The organism is Acetobacter fallax (genome assembly GCF_011516735.1).
Classification (GTDB): Bacteria; Pseudomonadota; Alphaproteobacteria; order Acetobacterales; family Acetobacteraceae; genus Acetobacter; species Acetobacter fallax.
The window spans coordinates 1-21,382 of sequence record NZ_WOSX01000031.1 but is presented as its reverse complement, the minus strand read 5'-3'; the positions used below and the strand labels follow the sequence as shown (position 1 = coordinate 21,382).

Genomic DNA, 21,382 nt, shown 5'->3' with positions numbered 1-21,382 from the left:
GCATCTGGACGGCAGGCAGGCTCGCGCGGGTCTTGGAAATGAAGAAGATGGTCGGTCTGGCTACTGCTTACGAGATGCTTGCGAAACACACATGATACACCAAATAAAACCTGTGAGGTTATTATGTCTTCTTACCAGGACTACGAAAAAGCCGAAAGAAAGGTGATTTCCGAAAATCGGGAAGTCGTGTTCGACGCCCTTCAGGAACTTGGCGTTACAAGTGTAACCGTTGTGTACGAAGGTAGCGGTGACAGCGGGGGAATTGAGGATTTCAGTATCCTGCCAGCAGACTGCTCCGTTGAGAAAGAGGTGGTTGTCCAGGATCTCGTGTGGGGGAATAATACTCCCGAGAAAAAAACAGTTCAGATCAAAGAAGTCATCGAAAATACCTCTATGGGAATAGTCGCCATTGATCACGGCGGCTGGGAAAACAACGAAGGTGGAGGAGGCGAAGTAACCTGGGATGTGGAGACCAGGGTGATTACCCTTGAACATTATGATTACGTCGTCGAACGTAACTATTCGACATCCCTCTATTGACGAGGTCTGCCGTGGCACATCCATATCATCACGCTCTCTCTTCCGTCCGAAAATGGGGTGGTCGACCAGAGGATTACCAACCCATTCACGACTGGTTTGACTGGTCGAAGGTGCTTATCGGCGACATGCGGCATAGGGCGCTTCGTCATCATGCAGAGGGATGTTTCGCCTGCGAGGCACAGTTCGGCGTCGTGATTACGAATTCAGACGGCAGAATTGTTCCTGTCAGGCTGATTGCCGAGCAACACGTTCTCGAAGATCACGGGCGAATTCCTTCTTTTGCTGACTGGGCGCGATCCATCAGACCCGAGCGCTGGATGGGTAATCCGCAATCGTTAGCTCATCTCGCAGAAGAGTGGGCAAATAACCACACAAAATAGAAAATACCGGGAAAGCACAGAGGCTGATTACAAGCTTCATGCGCCAGTCGGTCGCTGAGGAGAGTCTCTTCAGCTACCGGGCACCCTGCGGCGAGAGCCATCCTGATACGTTTCAGCGATATGGAACGTCTATGAAACATGACTTCCGAAAGGGCCGCCTAACGGACTGATTTTTAGCGAAGCCTACCCCGGTTCCAGGTGTGTCCATTTTGGCCACACCTGTTTCAAATCCCGTCAGGCAGCAACACAATTATAGCGGTATCGCAGTCTGCCTGACCACCTCTTTTTTCCGTCCGCCCGAAAGTGCGACGTGAACAGAAAGGCACAGTTCCATGATGAATGCCCATATCAGACGTTTCATGGATCTCAGCACCGGCCATCTGCCGAAGTCAGATCGGGAGTTGCTGGAGGCTTATGCACAATCAGGCGGTGCAACCGGCCTGTCCTGTCTCTCCGGTCCTCATGGCTGGTTCGTGTGGGTGGGTGAACGCCGCTGTTCGCCGGACTGGCCGGGTTCTGCCAGCCTTCGCCGAATTCTTGAAGATGCGGCAAGTAACGGATGTGATTACGTCATGTTTGATTCAGACGGTGCGGTAGAAGAGGCGTACCAGTTCTTTGATGATGAAGGGGAATGACCGGCAATACCAAGACCATGGCCTGTAATACGAAAGGGCGGGACACGAGAGTGTCCCGCTTTTTTTGTGTCCTCACAGGAGGAACACAGAAGGAAGACGATTATGAAACTGCATTTCGACCATGCCCTGGTGACGCGGCTGCTCGCCCACGCCGACGCCGCGAGCGAACATACGCCAACGCTGGATCAGCTCTATGATCCCGCCTGTCTCCGGCCCGGGGTGAAGACCCGACATCCCGCATACGAGGATATTGACCGGACGAAGATCCCTGCTGGTCTCATGCTGGTGGGCGACCAGGGGATCTATCTGATGTCGAATGGTCATCCGGGTCTCCCTGGCGACAACGGCGAGGTGAACCTTGTCGCCTACGCCAGAGAGGCGGATCCGCAAGCCTCTTCCGAGGACTGGTATGACGTGAAACGTGCGTCTTTTGGCGGGGATGATGGCGCGGAATTCCTGTCTGCCGAGACTATCCGCAAGGCGCTTGAGGCGACCGCGCGCGGTCGCTTCTGGATCGACGTGTCCCCGACACAGATCCGATGCCCCTTCCTTGCACCGCCAAAAAAGCCCCGTGCCGGCCCGTCACGCACGAAAGGGAAGGGGCCTTCGCGATAAGAAAAGAAGGGGAAAATCCAGGAAAGGAAGGGAAGGAAACGGAAAAGGGGATCGGCACCACAGTTCAGCCTGCCGCGCAAGGGGTGGGTCGGCATGTGTCCTCGCTTCGCTGCGGGCCAGGCCGATCCCGCCGCTGCGCGGCGCCCTTGCCCGTCAGTCTGCCCTGCGGTCGCCGGAAAGGGTCAGAAACGCCAGAAAAAAGGATCTGGACAATGGCTCAGGACCGCACCGTGTCTCCACCCCAACCCCATCCCGCGGTGGAAATCATCAGGTTTCTCGCGCTCGTGCTCCTCTGGACGCTCGCCCTGGTCGTCGCTCTCGTGCTTCCGGACCTGTTCCTGGATCCCACGACCGGGGTGCTCGATCTCGGGTGAAACCCGTCCGCCCATCTGCAGCAGAGAATGGCCGTCCTTTGGGGCGGCTTTTGCATTTTTTGGAGACAGATCATGGCCAGAACCGAACGCACCGACATCCATCAGACCGTGACAGACCGGATCATCCGCGAGCTTGAGAATGGCACCGTGCCGTGGGTGTGCCCGTGGGGCCGCTCGAACTGCGGCGTCGCCCTGCCCCGGAACGCGACGACGGGCCGTGCCTATTCCGGAATCAATATTCTGATGTTGTGGGGTTCGGTGGAGATGCAGGGCTTCTCCACGCAGAAATGGCTGACGTTCCGGCAGGCGCTGGCCGAGGGCGGAAATGTCAGAAAAGGAGAGAAAGGAACGACGGTTTTCTACGCCGACCGTTTCACGCCGAAGTCGGAAGCAGGGTCTGACGATCCCCGGACGATTCCGTTCCTGAAGCGGTTTACGGTGTTCAATGTGGACCAGTGCGAGAACCTGCCGGAAGGCATGGGGGCGGCGCCCACACCGTTGCCCGAGCGTGAGATTGTGCCGCAGGCAGAAGCGCTCATGCGCGACACCGGGGCAGACATCCGGGTGGGAGGCGATAAGGCGTTTTATGCGCCTGAGCCGGACTATATCCGTGTCCCGCCCCAGCAGAACTATTTTGCACAAATCGATTGGTATCGCACGATCTTTCACGAGATCGGACACTGGACGGGCTCGGAAAAACGGCTGGCCCGCACATTCGGAAAACGGTTCGGAGACCGCGCCTATGCCGCCGAGGAACTGGTCGCCGAGATGGTGTCAGCGTTCGTGTGCGCGGAACTGCAGATCGAGCCGACCGTCCGTCACTCGGATTACATTGGAAGCTGGCTGGACCTTCTGAAGGCGGACAAACGCGCGATTTTCACCGCCGCAAGCGCCGCGTCGGCCGCCGCCGAATACATTTTCAACACATCGACGCGCCGTCAGCCCATCGGGGACGTGGCCGCCGCCGCCTGAGAGTTTTCCAAAACACATGCCCGATACGGGTGTTTTACAGATGGAGTCTGTCATGCCTGTCTTTGCTCTGATTGCGACCCCTGCCGTGCGCAGGCTTTCCGGCACCGGCAAAGTGCTGGTCGCTCTGCCCATGGATCACCTCGGAAACCGGGGAATGACCGAAGCCCGTACGCTGGCAGATCTCACGAAGGCGGTGACGCTTTATGGCGACAGGATCGCCACTGACCATCCCGGGCGGTCGTTCTCCATCGGCGTGCATATCCGCCGGGGCGACCGCAAACCACGCGGGTTCGATACCGCATATCGCAGCGGTGCGCTCGGAACGGACAAATGGATCGTGACCGTGGAGAGCGACGCTGCCGAGGCGCTTGCCCTGAACGGTCCTGCGTCCGGCGCGAACAAAGGCTCTGAGACAAAAGGAGAAGCGGCATGAACCGGCAGTATTACACGTCACCGTTCCAGGGAAGCGACAATCCTCTCCGGGTGGGAACCGTGCCCGTCGGCGCCATTTTCTATTTGCCGGCTCCCCAGCGTGGCCGGCCGGAGCGCGCTTCACGCTGGATCGTGGAGGCATTCCTGAATGGCACACAGGCTGCGGCCGCGCGCCATCCCCAGACGGGTCTGTGGGAAGACCGTTACATCAGCGGACGATCAGACCTTGCGGTGATGCGCAGTCTTCGGGACGGGCGCAGGACACATCTCAGCGTGAGGTTGCTCGAACAGATGGTACTGGAAGGGAATGGTCCCGGCACATATCCGGATCTGCCGGACGTAAGCCGTTTCCATAACAGGTATCGGAACCGGAGCCCGGTCACATGAGCGGCGTGCCGATCCTGTGCGAGCGGATCCGCACGCCGCCGCTCGATCCGGCTTTCCTGAAACCGACCAGATGGACGACGGTCGAGGAAAAAGCGAAGCTGGGTAACGCCATGCTGCGGTTCATCGCCGAGGGAATGCCTGCCGGGAAATTCACGGCGTCGCTGCACAAGCGTGTGAGCAATATGTTCGGCTTCATTGCTCATTATGACCGGCACGGCTTCGCTCAGACATGGTTCGACAGCGCCGCGACACGACGGGATTTCCTTGATCAGATTGCGCGACATCCCTGCTGGGGAGATCCCGGCTTTGTCTGGTCGGACGTAGAGCGGGAAATCGGCCAGCGTGTCCGTGAGAACCTTCTGGTCGAGGCATGGGCGAGCCGTGCCCGGGAAGATCAGGATGCGCGCGAGAAGGCGGAACTGGCCCGCCTGATGGCGAAGCACGGCGTGGCGCCGGTATCCCCGGTCGCGGCCGCACCAGCCGTGCAGCTGGGGCTGTTCTAGCCCCGCGCCACGGTCCATGAACCGTGACCTTCGAGGCACCGGGCCAGAAAGTCGAGTGCCGCACGGGGATAATTACGGATTTCAAGCAGGGTGCCGGACGGCACGTCCATCTCATAGGCGCCGCGCTGAAGAACACAGCACGGACCGCCGCGCAGGAACTTCACGCCCTTGCCTGTCCGGAGAACGTGACGCGGGCCGAAGACACCGGCTACGTGCCGGCCCGCGACATAAATGTCGGCGTTGAACTGTCGCCACAACGGTGTGCGGATGTTCTGCTCGTTGACCTCGATCTGCACGTTGCAGCGATCGCCCCACGCTTCCGGCGTGCCATCCACGCCGTAGAGTGTGCGGCAGACATTCCGCACCGCCTCCTCGTGCTCGTGCCTGAAGGACCAGCCGGTCTCTTTTCCCATAAAGCGTCCCCGATAACGCCGCGCCTGTGTGGCCAGCTCCGGATGAAAATCGGCTTTCAGGGTGATGTGGCCGTCCAGGACAGTAATCACAGCCATGTTGAACTCCCGTTCTCTCGTCAGGAGAGTCTAGTACGCGGAATCGGGCGGTACAAGCGAAAACAGTGGGGAAAAACGCAAAAAATGGTCGTCAGAACGCTGAAATATCAAAAATCAGGAAGAAGAGGAAAGGGGATCGCCGGCACTGCCGGGTCTCTGCCCTGGTTTTTGCGGTCTGAAGCGGTCGTCGTCGGGCGCAACCCCCAGGCCTTCGGTCGGGACGGCACCGTGAAGCCGCAGGCGGCTTCCGCACCACTGCCGCCCCGAGGGGTTGCGCCCGCCGCCTGATGCCCGCTTCCGCGCGACCGCACCAGGTCAGAGACCCGGCAGAGGCCGGAGAGGAACTGGAAGGAAAGAAAAGGAAATCAGGTCATGAGCCAGTCAGTCAATCGCGTCATCCTCGTCGGCAATCTCGGTCGGGATCCGGAACTCGCGGCACGCAGGGAAGGCGACGGGAAAATCGCAAATATCGCCGTAGCAACGAGCGAATCATGGAACGACCGCAATACGGGCGAGCGGAGAGAAAAAACGCAATGGCACCGTGTTGTGTGCTTCAACGACCATCTCTCGGGCGTGATTGAACGCCGCTGTCAGAAGGGCACTCTCGTCTATGTTGAGGGCCATCTGGAAACGCGGAAATGGACTGACCAGCAGGGACAGGATCGTTACACGACCGAGGTAATTATCGATCGCTTTGACGGAAACATAAAGGTGCTGGCCAATGGCCGGAACACCGGAGAAGGCCGCTTTGACGATGACCGGCCATCGCGAAGCGCGGCGCCGCGTTCTGCTGCGAACACGCCCGGCGGATCGGATCTGGATGACGAAATACCGTTTTGAGTCGGGCTTTTTTCGGGCCGGAGACGGCCCGGAATGGCGCACTTCATCCGGAATCCCTGTGCGGAGTCAGCACCATGTGCAGCGTTTTTATCAGGCGCCTGACCGCTCCTCGCGGACAGGCCCGCGCCTATGCGCGGAATCATGAGGCTGCGGCCTCGGGCCTCGACCAGCTCTGTCATCTGCCGCAGCTTTCGGCCCGGCAGCGGGCCGAATTCCGGCGTTGCGCCCTGGAGATGCGCAGGATCGCCCGGGAGAAGCTTCTCGACAGCGCGCGGTAAGGGCAAAGGGCGACCAGAAATGACGTCTGGAAAAGCGCGAAAGTGTGCGAAAATCGTCAGGGTATGATACTGTTCCGACTGCCGATGAGGGAGCCACGTCCATGTTAACACCTGAGCAGATCGCCGTCCGGACACGAGCAGTACATAAGGCGCGCGTAAACAATCTGATTGAAGGACTACGCGAAGACCCTCGTGATGCCCCTGTGCTCGATGCCTACGCTCGCGGCGAGATTTCCGGCGACGAAGCACGACGGCAGGTTATAGAGGCGATTACCGGCCGATCCGTGAAGAAAAGGTCGGAAGCCGCCTGATTTTCCTGAGACATGGGCGATCCCTATCTCCAGAGCGATGGCGAGACATTAGAGAATGTGCAAGGGATCCAGCATGATCCAGAGGCACTTGATCGGCTGGAAAAATTTCTGACTGCTTCACGGGAAGCAGAACTGCATGAACGTGGACTCCCTGCATTGCAGGGCTTTCCTCTGGTAAAAGCGATACATTACCACCTGTTCCAGGATGTATACAGCTGGGCCGGACAGCCGCGAACAACACTTCTGGTCCGGGACATGAGCGGCTTTCTCGCTCCTGAGCGGATTGAACAGGAAGGCAGGAAACTGTTTGAACGGCTGGCGGAAAAAGACAATCTGCGAGGGTTATCGCGGATGGAATTTGCGGAACAGCTTGCCGTTCCTTTCAACGAGCTGAACCATATTCATCCATTTCGTGAGGGAAACGGACGGACGCAGCGGATCGTCTGGGAGGCTTTTGCCCGCGAGGCAGGGCATACCCTGGATTTCGAGGGTATTTCGCAGGAGCGGATGGCCGTCGTCTCAATCGCCGGTATGAAGGGCGATCACATGCCGGCGATCAGGATGTTCGATGAACTTCTGGATTCAACCCGTCATAAGGCTCTGGTGAAGGCAACCCGGTTTCTCGAAAAGGCATTCCGGGATGACTCTGATTTCAGTTGGAATGAGCGTTATATCGCCACAACGACGCCCGGTCAGGCCTATGATGGGAAATTCGCCGGACGCTCGGGTGATAATTTCATGATGGGTTCAGGCGACCGCGTTTACATCGGCAATCTCGCGGATCTCGGAAGCCATGCCGACGGTCTCAGATCGGGGGATCAGGTCAGTTTCCGTGCTGCGGGAGAAACGCCTGCCAGCCGCAGTTTTTCATCCCTGGCGACCGCATTGACCGGGCGCTCCGGTTCTTATGAACCAAAGGCCACGGCACCGGACTGGCTCGATCGGGCGAAGGCTTATGGCGATCGCCAGAAAAAACCTGGCAGCGAGCCAGTCAGTGACGAAACCCCGGCATCAGTCAGGCGGCATGATCCATCGGGCGATCCCTCTCCCTGAATTGGGACGCTGACCCGAAGCCAGACCAGCAGGTAGAGGAATATAAAAATGGAAGAATGCGGGAATAATGACCAGTCGCGGCCTTCCATTACTGCGGAAGAACGCCGTCAGCGACAGGAAGCGGTCGATTACGCGCGAGGAAGTTGTCGGCTTGAAGGCGTGATACTCGATGCGGAGATCGAACGGATCAACACGCGGTTCATCCAGGGCGAACTGACCATGAATGAACATTTTGAGGAACTGCAGCGTCACCTTGACCGGTGATGCTGCAGAGCCGGGACGCATCGGGCGCTCCGTGTCTCTAAGTTCAGTTTTTTCTCGTTAGTCGCATGATGGGGGCGCACGCGGAACATTCCAGAAGGAGTGTCCCGCGTCGTGTTTATTCGTTCGTCTTTAATCCGATCGGATCCTGAACAGTCGCGTGCCGTCGTGCAGCCGGTTGCGGGCTGGGTGCGCAGGCAGGGGGCTTTGCTGCCCCCTGCACCCCCGCCGGGCAGGCGGAAAGAAAAAATCCTGTATAGATTGACAATGCAAGTAATAAATCCCGCTTTCGTGCGGTTTTTGCTGCGTTTTATTGTGCTTAATACTCGCTCTTGCGTTCGAGTTGTAGTATAGTTTTACAAGAAAGCCGAAGCTATTCGTGAAAGGATTTCTTCCATGGCTTACGCAAATTCCGCAGAAGCACAACAGAAAGAACTCGAAGAACTTCGCCGTGAGGTGAGCTGCGTTCTTGTGCTCGAAAAAGCCGGCTTCAGACTGGACCGCGAAGCCACGGCGCAGCGCTCGGCCCGCAACCTGAAATTCCGCCGTGAAAACGAGGCAATCATCGTGAATCATGACGGCAAGGGCTGGTGGGATCCGAAAGGGGACGGAAAGGGCGACGTTTTCAAACTCGTGCAGCATCTCGATCCGTCGAAGAATCTCGGCCATGTCCGGCGCGAACTGCGCGACCTGATCGGTAAAAGCCCGACACTCGAAGTCGCTGAGCGGACCAAGGGCGTAAGTGACAGGCCGCGCCGCGACCCGGCTGAGTTGTGGGGCCGTCGTTCAGCGCCGCAGGAAGGCACCCCGGCATGGCGGTATCTCACCGAAGAACGCGGGTTGCCGGGCAGCATCGTGGCGGCGGCCGGACGTCAGGGCGTGCTGAAGGAAGGCCCGAACGGGACCGCCTGGTTCGGCCATCGGGACGCGGGCGGCCAGTTTGCCGGCATGGAGATGCGCGGCCCCGAGTACAAGGGTTTTTCAACGGGTGGCGGCGGCAAGCGTCTGTTCGGATTTCGGGCGGACGAGGGAACGGAGCCCGCACGGCGGCTTGTGGTCACAGAAGCCGCTATTGATGCGCTGTCCTTTGCCGCACTGGATCGCTTCAAAAAAGGATCGCTCTACACTTCGACGGGTGGCGGGATAAGCCCGGAGAGCGAGGCCAATCTGAAACAGGTCATGGCGACCGTGGCGAAACAGCCCGATGCCCGCCTGGTCATCGCCGTCGATAATGACCGTCAGGGTCACGTCTATGCCGCGAAACTGGCCGCCATGGCCCAGGAGGTCGGGCTCTGGTCGGGACGTATCTCTCCGAAAACACCGGGAGACGACTGGAACAAGGCTCTGAGGGCACGCGGAGAAGAGGCTCAGGGTGGAGCCGCCCCTGCTGGCTCTTTGTCCCGCCTGTCCGACGCTATCACCACACAGCCCGCTGCGCAGCCGGATGCCGTTTCCTCCTCATGGCTGGATCAGGCCAGGGCGCACAGCCCGGCGCACCATCAGGCAGCGTCAGCCCCGGAACCTGTCAGGGCGCCGTCCCCTGCCACAGCGCGCTCAGCGACCTCTTCTCCGGGAGCTTCCCTATGAGCTGGTTCGAACCTTTCGCCTCACAGAACTGGCGGAGACGCCTTCTGGACATCCTTCCCGGTCACGCTCAGGCCAGTGCGATCTGGAAGAAGCATCGCCCGCATGGATGTGCCGAGCCTGACTGTTTTGTCGAGATCGGTGACGGGAAAGCGGAATTCCGGGGTGTGGTGATTGGCGGCGAACGCGACACCTCCCTGCCTCAGGGCTGGGATCTGGAAGGGCGCATCGTCCTCTTCACCGATGATCACGAGGTGATCGTCATTGCCGGCTGGCGGGCCACAGACCTGTCGGCTGACCGATCCTGTTTCCAGGATCACCTGACACAGGAGACTGTCATGACCACTGTTGCCCATTACGCGGATCTCGGCGTTGCACGCCTGGCCTTCGTGACGGACCTCGCCGAGGTGTTCGCCCGATCGGCCCCGGCTGCCGAGATCTGGACCCGTCATCTGCGCCGGAGCGATGCTCCGGTCGAAGAGGATCCGCCGATCCCGCAGACCGCTGTGCGGCTTTATGAGCGTGTCGGCTGTCCGCTCGGTCTGGTCATCGACGGACGCTGGGAGCGCGGGCTTGAGACCTGGGATCTCTCCTACCCGGCGACGCTCCTGCTCTCGACCGGTGAGATCACCGAAACGCATGGTTGTCTGGCGGAAGGGATCGAAGAGCTATGACACCCGATGATCTTCCTGTTCCGCACGCCCTGGCGCCGATCCTTGACGATCTGACGGCGGAACAGCGCCGCGCAGCCATGGCTCTCGGCCATGTTCTGGTCCTGGCCGGTGCCGGCACGGGTAAGACCAAGACCCTGACCGCCGGCGTGGCGACGCGCATCGAGCTGTATGGCATGGTGCCCGGCCAGATCCTGTGCGTCACCTTCACCAACAAAGCCGCGCAGGAAATGCGGAAACGCATCGCCGGCGTTCTGGGTCCGCACTCGGTGCCCACCTGGCTCGGCACATTCCACGCGCTCGCCTCCCGCCAGCTTCGTGCAGAGCCGGAAGTGGCACATCTGCGCAGCGGCTTCGACATCCGCGATGCGGATGACAGTCTTGGGATTGTGCGCCGCCTGATCAAAGCGATGCCGAAAGAGGAGCTTCCTGTTCCGCAGGAGGGGGCTCCCGGAGATGCGAAACAGATCAAAAAGATGGCCGAGCGGATCTCGCGCCTGAAGGAGGATCTGGTGACACCGGAAGCCGCCCGGGCGCATGTCGAGAGCATGATCCGCAAGCGACAGGCGGCCAACCGCTTCGTGGATCATGAGAGCTGGCGTTTCGTGGTCGGGCTCTATGGCCGGTATCAGGCCATTCTGCGTGAGCAGAACGCGGCGGACTTTGGCGATCTCCTGATGTGGCCGACTCTCGCCATGCTCCATGATCCGGCCTATCATCGCCGCTGGACAGGCCGCTTCACAGCCGTGATGGCGGATGAATTTCAGGATGTGAACCGCGCGCAGTATCTCTGGCTCACCCTGCTCAGCAAGAAATCCGGAGAACTGTTCTGCGTGGGCGATGATTCGCAGAGCATCTTATGAGTTAATTGGAATACACCGATACTAAGCGATATCGTCGCGGAAAGAGTGGTGTGTCATGTCCGTTCCAAACTGGTCGCGATATCCCTTGGTCGCGAGAGACAAGCAAAGTCGTTTGTGGCTTTCACTGCTTGATAACCTGGGTCGTTCACCGGCCACCGTCGACGCATACGCCAGAGGGCTTGATCAATATCTGGCATTTTGCGCTGCCGCAGTTGTTGAGGCAGAGGCTGCAACGCTCGCGCATGTTTCGCTATTCGTGCGTTATTTGCGGGGTGAACCGGTCCCGTTTCTTTCCGCGCGCCTTCCGGTAGGTAATGCAACGCTTCATCAACGCCTTACGGCAGTAAGGCTATGGTATGATCACCTGGTTTTCGAGGGAATATGCACGCGCAACCCGGTGCCGCGCGGGCAAGCCGTCGTCCACCGTGGCCCGCTCCCCCAAGCGCATGTGGGGTTCCGGTATGGCTTGGTGCGACGCTCCAGACGGTTACCGCATCTGCCTTCGGATGATGAGTGGATCCGCATTCAGGAAGCTGTCTCCCGAGAAATTGTGCGTAATCGGCTCATGTTCGCACTGGCATATTATGGGGCTCTGCGGCGTGAGGAGCTGGTAGGGTTGCGCGTCTCTGATATCGACCCGGCGCGGCGCCTTCTGACCATCCGTGCCGAAACTAGCAAAAGCGCGCGACCGCGAGTGGTCTGTTACTCTGCTGCCGTGTCTCCCGTGCTGGCAGTATACTTGCAGTGTCGGCGCGATGTGGTGGCTGGAGCAGGGCCTCTGTTTCTGTCTGAGTCAGACCGTAATCTCCGACAACCGGTTACCAAATGGACCTGGAGCAAAGCGGTCGGGCGCCTTGCGCATCAGGCAGATGCACCTGGATTCAGCACTCACACGCTCCGTCATTTGAGACTCACTCATTTAGCACGAGCTGGCTGGCGGCTGCATGATATCGCGACGTACGCCGGACATCGCAACGTGCAGAGCACGACGCTTTATATCCATCTTTCTGGTGAGGATCTTCTGCGCAAAATCGCGCATTCGGTCGAGCGGATGGACATGAAGCTTGGTAACAGGTTTTTCGGAGGATAGAAAAGTGGCCGAACCCCAGTTTTCTCGCGCCCAGCCAGAGTACAAATCCTGCATCGATCTCGATGAATACGATAGACGTCCCGCTTTATCTGCGGACGAGTTGACTGTTGTCCGGCGCTGGCGAGAAGACAATGTTTTCATCACGAAACGGCAGGCGCCGCGTCTTCACAAGCCTCTGGCGGACATCCTGTATCGCGGTGACCTTGACCGCGCGAACGGTCAACGCGCCCTGAAATACCTGCTTCTGCAGGTCGCGCAGCGTGAGAGCCCTTACTGGGGATGGGATGAAGATCTGTGGGTTGAGATTATCAATAGCAGTCCTGTCCTGAAACATACTGGAATGGTACCGCAGTTGATTGCAGTGGCTTATCTTCTCTGTGGTTTTCGGAGCTTGTACAAAATTGGGCGTAATGTGGCCACGGCTGTCGTAGCCCGGATGGTATTTGGGGCGGAGAGCGTCGATGCAGAATGTGAGCGGCTATATTCGGCCTTCACCCGTGTCGGGTTCGTCTGTCAGACAGTTCGGCCGATCGTGCCGTCAGTGTTTGCAGCGGTTGCATTACAAGGCGAGAACCCAAAGCTCGAAAGTTTTGACAAGGAACTACTGGAATACACGCGAGATTGTTATGCTGGGCAGCATATTGCCAAGCGGATTGGGATGTTGGCGAACGGCTTGGCGGCAATGGGGCTTACACCAAAGATCATTCACTTCCGGGCTTATCAACCTCGTCATGGAACTGAATCTGATAACATCGACCCCGAATGGATGACGTGGTGCCGGCGTTGGCTGGAGACAACAACCTTGCGAGAGGGGTCGAGGCGAGCGATTTACAATACCCTAACGCGTGTCGGGATCTGGCTAAGTCGTGAGCATCCGGAGGTAACCAGTCCAGAACATTGGACGGTATCGATATGTGCCGACTATCTGGCGACCGTCGACAGATTGCGTATAGGCGATTGGGCCGGTTCGACCTTCGATTATCGTCTCATCCCTACGGTCGGCCAGCCTCTGCAGGCTCCGACTAAGGTAGCTTACTACCAGGTTATGCGTCGTTTTTTGTCTGACGTTCAGAGTTGGGAATGGGCTCGTCTCAGGTGTAATCCGCGCTATCATCTTTCTACACCGAAGAACATTGCAAAATATCTTGGGGTAAATCCAAGGACCATAGATGATGCGGCGTGGCTGAAACTGACGTGGGCTAGCCTCAATATTGAACCAAACGATCTTTCTCCAGAATGTTTCTATCCGTTCGCCCTGTTACAGGCTATCGCCGTGGTGTGGACACACGCAGGACTCCGAAGCAACGAAATCGCTCGACTTCGGGTCGGTTGCACGAGAGAGCAATCAGAAGACGTGGTCGATCAGTCAGGTAACGTTGTTCCGGCGGGGCAGGTGTGCTGGCTCGACGTGCCGGAAGGCAAAACCTCTGCCGCTTACACCAAACCGGTCAGCCATGCGGTCCATAAGTATGTGGCGGCCTGGTTGAAAAAGCGTGCTTCGCCCCGAAAGCATCTCGATCGGCGAACCGGTGAATATGTGCATTTTCTTTTTCAACTTCGAAACCGGCCAATCGCGAAGGAAGTTTTGAATCAAACTGTTATCCCGCTTTTGTGTAAGAAGGCTGGCATTCCGCTTGAAGACAGCAAAGGCCGTATCACAAGTCACCGCGGACGCGCCTCGGCCGTCTCTATGTTGGCCAGCGTCCCGCAAGGAATGACAATTTTCGATCTGGCGAAATGGTGCGGCCATACGTCCGTCCAATCGACCATGAGCTATGTTCGGTCGAAGCCTACGCAGTTGGCGGGTGCGTTTGCCAAGGCGGATCAGGCGGCGCGGATGATCCAAATTGTTATTGATCAGGACGTCATCGCGGCAGGCGCAACAAAAGATGGGGCGCCATGGAAGTATTACGATCTGGGCGACTCTTATTGTAGCAATGCTTTCTGGAGCACGTGTCCGCATCGTATGGCGTGCGCGCGCTGCTATTTCAATATTCCCAAGCCAGGCGCCAAGGGAGTTGTGCTTGCCGCTCAACAAGCGGCCAATCGTTTGCTGGAAGAGGTTTGGTTAAGTCCTGAAGAACGGGATGCCGTATCCGGAGATGTTGAAGCGCTGGATGGAATGTTGAATAAGCTGCGAGATAAGCCGACCCCGGATGGTCGAACGCCTGCCGAGATTTCAGCCACGAGCGGGCCCCTGGCCTCTTCTCTGAGCGCGGGGTCAGAATGACGCGTGTCACAGGTTAAAGAGGAACGCCACACCGAAACGCTTGCTGGTCTGGTCGAGCGGATCACGTTCCATAATTCCGAGAATGGTTTCTGCGTCCTGCGCGTGAAGGTGCGGGGGCAGCGCGACCTGGTCACCGTCGTCGGCCACGCCGCCATGATATCGGCGGGCGAGTTCGTGCAGATGTCGGGGCGCTGGTTCAACGACCACACCCACGGCCTCCAGTTCAAGGCCGAGTTCCTCAAGGCCAGCCCGCCGACCACGGTCGAGGGCATCGAACGTTATCTTGGTTCGGGCATGATCCGGGGCATTGGCCCCGTCTACGCGAAGAAGCTGGTGAAAGCGTTCGGCGAGGCGGTATTCGACCTGATCGAACAGGAACCGCACCGCCTGCGGGAGGTGATGGGCATCGGCCCCAAACGGGCCGAGCGGATTGTCGGTGGCTGGGCGGATCAGAAGGTGATCCGCGAGATCATGCTGTTCCTGCACAGCAACGGCGTCGGCACCTCGCGGGCGGTGCGCATTTTCAAGACCTACGGGCAGGACGCGGTCAGACTGATCAGTGAGAACCCCTATCGGCTGGCGAAAGATATCCGGGGGATCGGGTTCAAGACCGCTGACCAGATTGCCCGTAAGATGGGGATCGCGCCTGACGCGATGATCCGGGTGCGGGCCGGGATATCCTACGCGCTTGGTGAAGCGATGGATGAAGGGCATTGCGGCCTGCCTGTGGGAGAGTTGCTGACCAGTACCGCCGAACTGCTGGAGGTCGCCACCCCTCTGATCGAGATGGCCCTCGCGCTGGAACTGGAAGCGGGCGACGTGGTGGCCGACAGCGTGGGCGATACGGGCTGTATCTTCCTGGCTGGTCTCTATCGTGCCGAGCAGAGCATCGCCGAGCGGTTGCGCGCCTGTGCCATTGGCCGTCCACGCTGGCCTGACATCGACGCTGAAAAGGCCATGACCTGGGTGGAAGGCAAGACCGGGCTGGCTCTGGCCCCCAGCCAGCAGGAAGCAGTGCGTCTTGCCCTGCACAGCAAGGTGCTGGTGATTACCGGCGGTCCTGGCGTCGGCAAGACCACGCTGGTCAATGCCATTCTCAAGATCGTGACGGCCAAGGGCACGGATGTGCAGCTTTGCGCCCCGACCGGAAGGGCGGCGAAGCGTCTGTCGGAAAGCACCGGGCTGGAAGGCAAGACGATCCATCGCCTGTTGGAGACAGACCCGGCCACGGGGAGCTTCAAGCGGGACGATACCAACCCGCTGACCTGCGATCTGCTGGTCGTGGATGAGGCCAGCATGGTCGATGTGCTGCTGATGCGATCCCTGCTGCGCGCCTTGCCCGACAGCGCGGCCCTGCTGATCGTGGGGGACGTGGACCAGTTGCCGTCCGTCGGACCGGGACAGGTGCTGGCCGATATCATCGGTTCCAATGCTGTGCCCGTGGTGCGGCTGACCGAGGTATTCCGCCAGGCGGCACAGAGCCGCATCATCACAAATGCGCATCGGATCAACGAGGGCAGGATGCCCGAACTGAGCGTGGAAGAGGGATCGGATTTCTATTTCGTCGAAGCGGCCAAACCGGAGATCGGGCTGCGCAAGTTGCTGGCGGTTGTGAAAGACCGTGTTCCGGCGCGGTTCGGGCTGGACCCGGTTCGGGACGTGCAGGTGCTGTGTCCGATGAACCGGGGCGGGCTAGGGGCTCGGTCGCTGAATGTCGAATTGCAGCAGGCGCTGAACCCGCCGGGCGAGATGAAGGTCGAGCGGTTCGGCTGGACCTATGGTCCGGGCGACAAGGTGATGCAGATCGCCAACGACTATGACCGGGACGTCTTCAACGGCGATCTCGGCGTCATCGACAGGATCGATATCGAAGAAGGCGAAATGACGGTCTCATTCGATGGACGGGAGGTCATTTACGGTTTTGGGGAGCTAGACGAGCTGATGCTCGCGTATGCCACCACTATCCACAAGAGCCAGGGATCGGAATATCCGGCGGTCGTCATCCCGCTGGTGACGCAGCATTACGCTATGTTGGCGCGGAACCTGCTCTACACGGGTGTCACACGGGGGCGGAAGTTGGTCGTGCTGGTGGGACAGAAGAAGGCATTGGCGATCGCGGTGCGCAACCAGGGCGCGAGGCGGCGGTGGTCGAAGCTCAGGGAATGGCTGGTGGTCATGTCGGTATGAAGTCAGCTATCGCCTCATCTCGATCCTTTTCACGTAAGCTGATATGTTTTTCCTTGGTGAATATGTGGGTAGAGCTCAAAGAGAGGCTCCATGAAATCAGTGAATGCCAGATCAGTGCTCGGTGGCACATTTCCCAGGCTCCGCCAGCCCTGCTCGAGCCGCTTTCAGGTAAGCATCGCTAGTGATAGAGTGATGCATATAGTAGTCGCTATAAGCCTTGGAAACGCATGGATATAATCCTCGTATGAAAGAAAATATGTCTAATGAAAGTAATATGACAAGAATAATTATTCGTTTCATTTTTACATCACCCAGCGGCTCTCACGATACCACAGGATCGTCGTTACAATGTGGAGGCATGCCATGATTGCCAGCGAAATCTGGGCAAAGCGTTGAGAACGTGACAGCGTGCTACAGGCTAAGAACTGGATGGTGAGCGGATTGCCGAAAACGTAGCGTTCGATTGATTCCGCTCCGGCCGAGGAAGCAAGCAGCGCGGTCGAGCCAACGAGAAACGCATTTAACGCCCATGCACGTGAACACATCCTCCATATAATTGCGACAGCCAGCAGAGCAAATACACCGAACTGTATCTGGTGTTTGTGGCCGAGCGCATGAAAAATGTGGAGGAGGAAGAAGCGGAATCTTTTATGCCAGGCAATCTCGACATGAGCAAAAGCGAAGCCGTCGCCGGTCAGGTGAAAGAGATATAGCACAAAGAGTGAAAGCCCGGCGCCACCCGCAGCTATCAGCAACAGACTGTCAGATAAACGGTGTCGTACCGTTTCACGCGTAAAAATAGCGGCGTCTCTCGGTCTGCTAAACAACCACCAGGCCGAGAGACAGACCGTCATAATGAACCCGGTTGGTCGGGCAATCGCCATCAGGGCGCAAGTCAGCGCGGCCAACCCGATCCACCCGCTGCGAAGTGCCACGATGGCAGCCATCAGCGTAGCGCCATATACCGCTTCGGAATACTGCGCCGTGTACCAGACATTAAAAGGATAAAGCACGAAGAAGAGAACGAAGAACACTCTGTCCGTGCGGATGTCGCGTAGTTCAAGGTCACGGTTGCAAAGAAAAATCAGAAATGGCCACAGAGCGATATTGACCAGCAAACCTGCCGATTGTGTACTGAGCGCAAGAAAATGCCTTAGCGTGCTCGTGAGCAAAGGATACAATGGAAAAAACGCCCAGCTCGCCTGAGCAGGCCGCTTGCCGTCATAGAGCAGCGGAAGGCGTGAATAACCGTTTGTAGCAATGTCACTGTACCAGAAGCAATCCCACCGACAGGAAGCGGAAGCAAGTCCGCCCCATGGCAAAGCCAGCAATGCTGACAGCAGCAGACTGGCAGCGCAGGTGGCAAGAATAACAATGACGAATCCTTTACGGCCGCTGTTCGCCGTTTGTAGGACACCCCGAAACACATTGCTCACCATTATCGGTTATTTTTCCACGTCGCATTTTCAACGTGATATCGGGGGCGTCTTTTCGTCTCCAGATAGATTTTCCCGATGTATTCACCGATAATGCCAAGAGAGAGCATTTGCACACCTCCCATGAAAAAGATGGCAATCGTAACGGATGTCCAGCCTGGGACAGTGTGGCCAGTTCCCTTGCCAACAAGGGCATAACAAATAGCCAGCACAGCAAAACTAGAGATCAGGATGCCAGTGAGAGCGATGATCCGAAGGGGTGTCACGCTTAGGGACGTGATGCCTTCAACTGCCAGACCTATCATGCGCGAAAGCGGATACTTGGATTCTCCGGCAGTGCGTTCCAGGCGCGCATAGTAGACAGATGTGGAAGGAAAACCAATCAGCGGCACCAGCCCACGAAGGAAGAGGTTCCGCTCGCCGTATTCCAGGAGGGCATCAAGCGCGCGACGGTCCATTAAACGAAAATCGGCATGATTTGGGACCAGATTAACGCCCATCAACAGCATTAACCGGTAAAATATTCGGGCTGTTTCCCGTTTGAACAGTGTGTCCGTCTTGCGTTCATTACGCACACCGTAAACAATGTCGTAACCGTTGCGCCATGCAGCAAGCATATCGCGGATGACAAGAAGATCATCCTGAAGATCAGCATCTATGCTGACGATAACATCGCAGTCGCGTACAGCAGAAAGACCTGCAACAAGGGCTGTCTGGTGGCCGGTATTCCGTGAAAGCTTCGTTCCCCGGACACGCGGATCGGCTTTAGCAGCCTGAATGACCAGATCCCATGTAGTGTCCCGGCTTCCATCGTCCACACAGAGCACGAAACTGTCCGGATCAATGACCCCATCCTGAACGCACTTAGCAAAGAATATCGCCACGTTCGCAAGCGTGTGTGGAAGGATTTCTTCTTCATTGTAGCAAGGCATTACGATGGCAAGGTGAGGTAAGGCACAACGATGGGAACTGATGCAGCGAACGGATTTCACTTCGTGTATCTTCTGGATTGCAATTATGTAACGGACAGCTACTTATTCCATAATGATCCCGGAAGCCAGTTTGTCTTCACAACACAGCCATGTATAATTTTGAAAAATCACTAAAATTACACAGAAATCCTTGTGTCGACAGAAAGAAAAAATTCTCCTGTTTTGAGAGCTGCGGTGTTAAAAATAGTAAGCGTATTTTTGTTCGACCACCCAACTGCGAGGCAGGATTTCAAAGTCACGATCCTGAATATTGCGGCATGCACGAGGAGGAAGATCAGGAAGCCTTAGGTATCCGTCAGGATATGGCGCTTGCGTCCTTTGACCCTCTTGCCCGCGGCGCAGCCTGAAACCCGCCACTTTTCGTGGTTTTTACCGACTGGCTATCAATCACGCCCGCGCTCGGGTTGGGGTACCTTGTGAAGCGGCGAGACTGCAGGGTGATGAGATGAGCCGCTTCATCCCGTTCGCCGAATGAACCGGACGGCCATTGAAGCTGCATTTGTGCAGGTCCTGCTTCTGGCGCGCGAGACGGGTCTGTTACGCCTGGGCGTGGTGTCGATCGACGGCACGAAGATCGACGCCGACGCCTCGAAATACCGCTCTTTGCGCTACGACCGGATCAGGGCCCTGCGGGAACAGCTGGCAGTAGATATCGCGGAGCTGATGGAGCAGGCGGAGCGTGCCGACGCCACGGACACGGATTTGCAGGCCTTGCCGGAAGAACTCACCCGGCGTGAAACGCTGAAAGCGAAGCTGGACGAAGCCAGCGCCCCGCTGGAAGCCGACGCGAAGGCGCAGGCCGGGGCGGCGCGACCGGCATACGAAAAAAAGAAAGCTGCGTATGACGCGAAAACAGGGCGTCGCGGCCGGGCACCGAAACCGCCCGATGATGAACCACCACCCGGGAGACAGATCAGCCTGACCGATCCCGACAGCCGCCTCATGCGGCGTTCGGACGCCCATGAATTCCGGCAGGCTTACAATGCCCAGGCCGTGGTCTGCGCCGAAGGCAGCCAGCTGATCGTGACAACTGGCGTGGTCGCCACGTCAGCCGATGCGCCATCATTTGTCGACACGGTACTGTCGATGGAAGACACAATCGGTCTCCCGGAGACGGTACTCGCCGACACCGGTTACGCCAGCGGGCAGGCAGTTCGGGATCTGCGGAAAAAAGGCATCGATCCGCTGGTCGCCATCGGACGGCCCTGCCCCCGCAGGCCTTATGACTTCCGGCCACCTCCTGAAGACAGGGAACCGCGCCGGGTCACTGAACCCTGGCGGCTCGCCATGAAGGACAGGCTGGAAACTACAGAAGCCGGAGATCTTTACAGACTACGCAAACAGACCGTTGAGCCGGTCTTTGGAATTATCAAAAGCATCATGGGCTTCAGAAGATTCAACCTGCGTGGCCTTGCAAAAGTCACGACTGAATGGACACTCGTCGCTCTCGCATACAACTGCAAAAGAATGGCACGGCTTCACGCAGCATAAGCCGGGTCAGCCTCGGCATTATGAGCCTCAAAATGACCAACCCGACAGACTGCTAAATGAATCGGCCAGCTTTTCCCTTTTCATGGCTGGAACTGCCTCTTCCACGTTCGGGCAAATTTACCGCGTGATTCAGGAGGCAGCTTCTTCCGACATCAATTTGTAAGCGGACATTCAGCATTCCCCCACAAAAGCGACCTGGAAAGTATTTTTTTGTTGAAAAATTGCATTCCACATAAATTCCTGGCGCGGCGCGAAGGTCGGATTTCTCCGCAATTTCTCAAGAGAATTCCCGAACGCGAAGACATTCAAGCTGGAGGAGAATTTCCGCTCCACCAGTCATATTCTCGATGCGTCGAACGCCGTGATCTCGTTTGATCCATCCCGGATCGAGAAGACGTTGTTTACCCGCCGGGGTGAGGGGCTGCCGATCGAAGTGCTGGGGTTTTCCTACGCCAGCGAGGAGGCTGAGGCGATTGCCCGCGAGATCGGCCGCCGAGCGGCTGCAGGCGCAGCCTGGCACGACATGGCGATCATTTACCGTCAGAACAGACTGTCACGGGCACTGGAGGAAGCGCTGCTCCATGCGCGCGTCCCTTATGAGATCGTCGGCGATGTCGGTTTCTATCAGCGAACAGCCGTCAAGGACGCCCTGGCGCTCCTGACCCTTTCCTCGTGGCCGGATGAGCGCCAGTCCGATGAGGCCTTTCGTCGGGTTGCCAACAAGCCTGCCCGGGGTCTCGGAGCGAAG

General features: G+C 58.0%; 25 protein-coding genes and 2 pseudogenes. 23 read left to right on the top strand and 4 right to left on the bottom strand.

Annotation, left to right across the window (positions count from 1 at the left end):
• Positions 1-123: 123 nt before the first annotated feature.
• From GOB85_RS13695 to GOB85_RS13655, 9 genes are all read left to right on the top strand, one after another.
• Complete coding sequence (locus GOB85_RS13695) at positions 124-540, top strand: DUF6878 family protein (protein WP_146891128.1); 417 nt, start codon at positions 124-126, stop codon at positions 538-540.
• Between the two features lie 11 nt (positions 541-551).
• Positions 552-920 (top strand): DUF6915 family protein, encoded by a 369-nt coding sequence (locus GOB85_RS13690; RefSeq protein ID WP_082770824.1) that lies wholly within the window; start codon positions 552-554, stop codon positions 918-920.
• A gap of 332 nt (positions 921-1,252) precedes the next feature.
• On the top strand, positions 1,253-1,555 hold the full coding sequence (locus GOB85_RS13685) for a DUF5983 family protein (RefSeq protein WP_173578038.1): 303 nt from the start codon (positions 1,253-1,255) through the stop codon (positions 1,553-1,555).
• A gap of 102 nt (positions 1,556-1,657) precedes the next feature.
• Positions 1,658-2,170: a DUF3085 domain-containing protein gene (locus GOB85_RS13680; protein ID WP_173578039.1), complete on the top strand. Its 513-nt coding sequence runs from the start codon at positions 1,658-1,660 to the stop codon at positions 2,168-2,170.
• A 230-nt stretch (positions 2,171-2,400) separates the two neighbouring features.
• Positions 2,401-2,544, top strand: a complete 144-nt coding sequence (locus tag GOB85_RS13675; protein WP_173578025.1) for a hypothetical protein — start codon at positions 2,401-2,403, stop codon at positions 2,542-2,544.
• A gap of 72 nt (positions 2,545-2,616) precedes the next feature.
• A complete protein-coding gene (locus GOB85_RS13670; RefSeq protein ID WP_173578040.1) occupies positions 2,617-3,516 on the top strand; it encodes an ArdC family protein in 900 nt (299 codons plus the stop codon).
• A 52-nt stretch (positions 3,517-3,568) separates the two neighbouring features.
• Positions 3,569-3,949: a hypothetical protein gene (locus GOB85_RS13665; RefSeq protein ID WP_242011513.1), complete on the top strand. Its 381-nt coding sequence runs from the start codon at positions 3,569-3,571 to the stop codon at positions 3,947-3,949.
• On the top strand, positions 3,946-4,335 hold the full coding sequence (locus GOB85_RS13660) for a hypothetical protein (protein WP_146891139.1): 390 nt from the start codon (positions 3,946-3,948) through the stop codon (positions 4,333-4,335). The genes GOB85_RS13665 and GOB85_RS13660 overlap by 4 nt, the downstream gene beginning before the upstream one ends.
• Complete coding sequence (locus tag GOB85_RS13655) at positions 4,332-4,838, top strand: hypothetical protein (protein ID WP_173578041.1); 507 nt, start codon at positions 4,332-4,334, stop codon at positions 4,836-4,838. The genes GOB85_RS13660 and GOB85_RS13655 overlap by 4 nt, the downstream gene beginning before the upstream one ends.
• Here GOB85_RS13655 and GOB85_RS13650 read toward each other — a convergent pair.
• A complete protein-coding gene (locus GOB85_RS13650; protein ID WP_146891145.1) occupies positions 4,835-5,347 on the bottom strand; it encodes a hypothetical protein in 513 nt (170 codons plus the stop codon). The two genes, GOB85_RS13655 and GOB85_RS13650, sit on opposite strands and share 4 nt — an antisense overlap.
• Before the next feature lie 372 nt (positions 5,348-5,719).
• On the opposite strand from GOB85_RS13650, the gene ssb reads away from it, so the two are divergent.
• The 11 genes from ssb (at position 5,720) to recD2 (ending at position 16,715) form a co-directional block, all read left to right on the top strand.
• The gene (gene ssb / locus GOB85_RS13645; RefSeq protein ID WP_061274675.1) at positions 5,720-6,187 is read left to right on the top strand and encodes a single-stranded DNA-binding protein; all 468 of its coding nucleotides are present in this window, start codon (positions 5,720-5,722) and stop codon (positions 6,185-6,187) included.
• A 74-nt stretch (positions 6,188-6,261) separates the two neighbouring features.
• Positions 6,262-6,465, top strand: a complete 204-nt coding sequence (locus GOB85_RS13640) for a hypothetical protein (protein ID WP_061274672.1) — start codon at positions 6,262-6,264, stop codon at positions 6,463-6,465.
• A 101-nt stretch (positions 6,466-6,566) separates the two neighbouring features.
• Positions 6,567-6,776, top strand: coding sequence for an antitoxin VbhA family protein (locus GOB85_RS13635; RefSeq protein ID WP_146222787.1), 210 nt, complete (start codon positions 6,567-6,569; stop codon positions 6,774-6,776).
• A gap of 12 nt (positions 6,777-6,788) precedes the next feature.
• The gene (locus tag GOB85_RS13630) at positions 6,789-7,829 is read left to right on the top strand and encodes a Fic/DOC family protein (protein WP_173578042.1); all 1,041 of its coding nucleotides are present in this window, start codon (positions 6,789-6,791) and stop codon (positions 7,827-7,829) included.
• Between the two features lie 48 nt (positions 7,830-7,877).
• Positions 7,878-8,093: an antitoxin VbhA family protein gene (locus GOB85_RS13625; protein WP_082770822.1), complete on the top strand. Its 216-nt coding sequence runs from the start codon at positions 7,878-7,880 to the stop codon at positions 8,091-8,093.
• 393 nt (positions 8,094-8,486) lie between these two features.
• Positions 8,487-9,677 (top strand): DUF3991 and toprim domain-containing protein, encoded by a 1,191-nt coding sequence (locus tag GOB85_RS13620; protein WP_173578043.1) that lies wholly within the window; start codon positions 8,487-8,489, stop codon positions 9,675-9,677.
• A complete protein-coding gene (locus GOB85_RS19330; protein ID WP_242011512.1) occupies positions 9,674-10,348 on the top strand; it encodes a hypothetical protein in 675 nt (224 codons plus the stop codon). Before GOB85_RS13620 ends, GOB85_RS19330 begins: the two co-directional genes overlap by 4 nt.
• Positions 10,345-11,208 (top strand): ATP-dependent helicase, encoded by an 864-nt coding sequence (locus GOB85_RS13610; RefSeq protein WP_242011511.1) that lies wholly within the window; start codon positions 10,345-10,347, stop codon positions 11,206-11,208. Before GOB85_RS19330 ends, GOB85_RS13610 begins: the two co-directional genes overlap by 4 nt.
• Before the next feature lie 55 nt (positions 11,209-11,263).
• Positions 11,264-12,298: a tyrosine-type recombinase/integrase gene (locus tag GOB85_RS13605; protein WP_173578044.1), complete on the top strand. Its 1,035-nt coding sequence runs from the start codon at positions 11,264-11,266 to the stop codon at positions 12,296-12,298.
• 4 nt (positions 12,299-12,302) lie between these two features.
• On the top strand, positions 12,303-14,528 hold the full coding sequence (locus GOB85_RS13600; RefSeq protein WP_338421745.1) for a site-specific integrase: 2,226 nt from the start codon (positions 12,303-12,305) through the stop codon (positions 14,526-14,528).
• Positions 14,529-14,531: 3 nt separating this feature from the next.
• Positions 14,532-16,715, top strand: coding sequence for an SF1B family DNA helicase RecD2 (recD2, locus tag GOB85_RS13595; RefSeq protein WP_173578046.1), 2,184 nt, complete (start codon positions 14,532-14,534; stop codon positions 16,713-16,715).
• Positions 16,716-17,017: 302 nt separating this feature from the next.
• Here the strand turns inward: recD2 and GOB85_RS13590 are convergent, their stop codons facing one another.
• The gene (locus GOB85_RS13590) at positions 17,018-18,154 is read right to left on the bottom strand and encodes a hypothetical protein (protein ID WP_173578047.1); all 1,137 of its coding nucleotides are present in this window, start codon (positions 18,152-18,154) and stop codon (positions 17,018-17,020) included.
• Positions 18,154-19,143: a glycosyltransferase family 2 protein gene (locus GOB85_RS13585; protein ID WP_338421746.1), complete on the bottom strand. Its 990-nt coding sequence runs from the start codon at positions 19,141-19,143 to the stop codon at positions 18,154-18,156. The genes GOB85_RS13590 and GOB85_RS13585 overlap by 1 nt, the downstream gene beginning before the upstream one ends.
• A gap of 89 nt (positions 19,144-19,232) precedes the next feature.
• On the opposite strand from GOB85_RS13585, the gene GOB85_RS19790 reads away from it, so the two are divergent.
• Positions 19,233-19,490 carry a hypothetical protein gene (locus tag GOB85_RS19790; RefSeq protein WP_408737075.1) on the top strand — a complete coding sequence of 86 codons (258 nt, stop codon included), beginning with the start codon at positions 19,233-19,235 and terminating at the stop codon, positions 19,488-19,490.
• Here GOB85_RS19790 and GOB85_RS19785 read toward each other — a convergent pair.
• Positions 19,431-19,558: pseudogene (locus GOB85_RS19785) on the bottom strand (transposase); the annotation flags it as partial. The gene GOB85_RS19790 and the pseudogene GOB85_RS19785 sit on opposite strands and share 60 nt — an antisense overlap.
• A 50-nt stretch (positions 19,559-19,608) precedes the next feature.
• Between GOB85_RS19785 and GOB85_RS13575 the strand changes: the two are divergent.
• Positions 19,609-20,634, top strand: a pseudogene (locus tag GOB85_RS13575) (transposase); the annotation flags it as partial.
• A gap of 220 nt (positions 20,635-20,854) precedes the next feature.
• The coding region (locus GOB85_RS13570; RefSeq protein ID WP_338422450.1) for a 3'-5' exonuclease at positions 20,855-21,382 on the top strand (528 nt) is incomplete at its 3' end.